The sequence below is a fragment of the Sodalis sp. (in: enterobacteria) genome, assembly GCF_047607725.1.
Classification (GTDB): domain Bacteria; phylum Pseudomonadota; class Gammaproteobacteria; order Enterobacterales; family Enterobacteriaceae; genus JBLKSS01.
Genome location: NZ_JBLKSS010000292.1, coordinates 1 through 1798, shown reverse-complemented (window position 1 = coordinate 1798; position 1798 = coordinate 1). Strand labels below are relative to the sequence as shown.

Here is a 1798-nt window from a genome sequence, read left to right as displayed (position 1 = left end):
AAAAACTAACCAATAATGCTATTGATTACACACTATGCTAAATATATATTGTGTGAGAATCTAGAGTATTCAAAAGGAAATCATGCAAAATCTAGAATCAAGGCAATGCTAATTTGCATAAAGGTTTTAAGTGAGCCTATTTGATGGTTCACATAATAGGGATGTAGAGATATAACGTATGTATGCAGTCACAAAATGGTACGAAATATGTATATCCGCCATTCGCAGCCAGCGTGTGGCGGTAAATTTGGCGGAGATTTCTCCTGCATCCGTCAGGGATTCTTCCCCGTTGCTCCAGGCGTTGGTCATCATATGCGTTTCGTCGGAATCGGCTTCAAACTCCAGCGTGACATCGTGCCAGCCGTTGATGACGTCCACGCTCAGATCACCCCGTGCCGAGAATTTGCATTCCAGCGTAGCGGCGCGAGGTGTTGACTTATAGCCATAAACCCGTGCGCCGGTCACTTCCTCGCGTTTTTCCCCGGACGGCGTAAAGGTGGCCCCCGTCATCGGCGGGTATTCCTGCCCGTTAACCCGGACAATGGCCTTGCCCTGGTATTGGTATTTGCCAAATGCCATCGTGCCCCCTTACAAAATAAACTGGATCTGCTCTGCGAAAATGCGCAACTGGTTGACCACATCCGGCTTGCACAGCACGTCTACGCGGTTGCGGTCGTTTTTGTTGCGCTCGACAATCAGGCTGTCGCGGAAGCTATCGAAGTTCTCAATCAGCCCCGCCTCCAGCCACTCTATCGCCAGCGCCAGCAACTGGGTGCGGATAATGGCCGGGGTCACCATCGCCTGCCCCGGTGCCACCGGCGTACCGTCATCGGCCAGCTTATAGCGCGGAAAGCGCTGGGTGATGCGTACCCGGGTGGAATAGCGCAGATAAGACAGCGTCGCCACGGTATTCACATCGAGGTAAGACGGATCTGGATCGCCATAGGCGTTGGTACGATAGGTGGTGATTTGCCGTTCAATCTGTACCCCATCGTCGGCCCCCACGGTCACGGTAGCGATGCCGTCATACAACAGCTGGTTACGCTCATTGGGGCGCAGCCGGTCAGACAATGCCTGCGCCAGCCGTCGCGGCTGGCGCAGGCTTTGCAGCGGGCGTGCCGGATCGAGACTCAAATGTTTTGCGCCAATGGCGCACAGGGTGGCCGCCCACAGATAGGCCGGCTCGGGGGCGCGCTAAATGCCGCTACAGGTCAGCAGAAAATCATTGCGCGTCTTACCGAACCGGGTGATTTCCCCCAGACTGCCGGTATGGGCCGCCCAGGCGATGCCGTCAGACATTTTGGTCGGTCCCCAGCGGTCGCGCAGCGCGTCGCTCAATAATGTCAGGTTGGCGGTATCGAGGTAGGGCATGACGATATGGTGATACCGGGTATCCCCCAGCGCGGCAATACTCTTTGCCAGATCAGGGTTCGTCGCCCGTGCCGCGGGTGCGGCAAGGGTCACCGCCAACCCGGGCGGCGTTATCTCGCCATCGTAATAATTCAGGCGGATATCCTGCGCCGAGTATTCAGAAATAAACCGCGCTGTGAGCGTGACCACCGTCTGGTCGGCGGTGACATCTTCCCCCCGGCGAGGCAGACACGGCGGTCACCGGCAGCGACGGCAGGGCATTAATCGCCCGTGCCAGCGCATCACCGACCGCCTTACCCTGCTGGCCTTTCTCCACGGTGACGCGCACCCGCACACCGCCGAGATAGACATTCAGTACCCCGGCCTGTTGCGCCTGGCCCGATAACGTCAGGCTGCCGGCATCGGATTTGCCCGCCCCGTTACCCTG

Annotated in this window: 2 protein-coding genes and 2 pseudogenes; all 4 read right to left on the bottom strand. The window is 57.3% G+C overall.

Annotated elements, in window-relative coordinates; translation table 11 throughout:
* Window positions 1-126: 126 nt before the first annotated feature.
* On the bottom strand, window positions 127-579 hold the full coding sequence (locus ACMX3H_RS18530) for a phage tail tube protein (RefSeq protein WP_415211832.1): 453 nt from the start codon (window positions 577-579) through the stop codon (window positions 127-129).
* Window positions 580-588: 9 nt separating this feature from the next.
* Entirely contained in the window at window positions 589-906 is a 318-nt protein-coding gene (locus tag ACMX3H_RS18525; protein ID WP_415211833.1) for a phage tail sheath C-terminal domain-containing protein, read from the bottom strand.
* Between the two features lie 114 nt (window positions 907-1020).
* Window positions 1021-1464: pseudogene (locus ACMX3H_RS18520) on the bottom strand (phage tail sheath subtilisin-like domain-containing protein); the annotation flags it as partial.
* 64 nt (window positions 1465-1528) lie between these two features.
* Window positions 1529-1798: pseudogene (locus ACMX3H_RS18515) on the bottom strand (hypothetical protein); the annotation flags it as partial.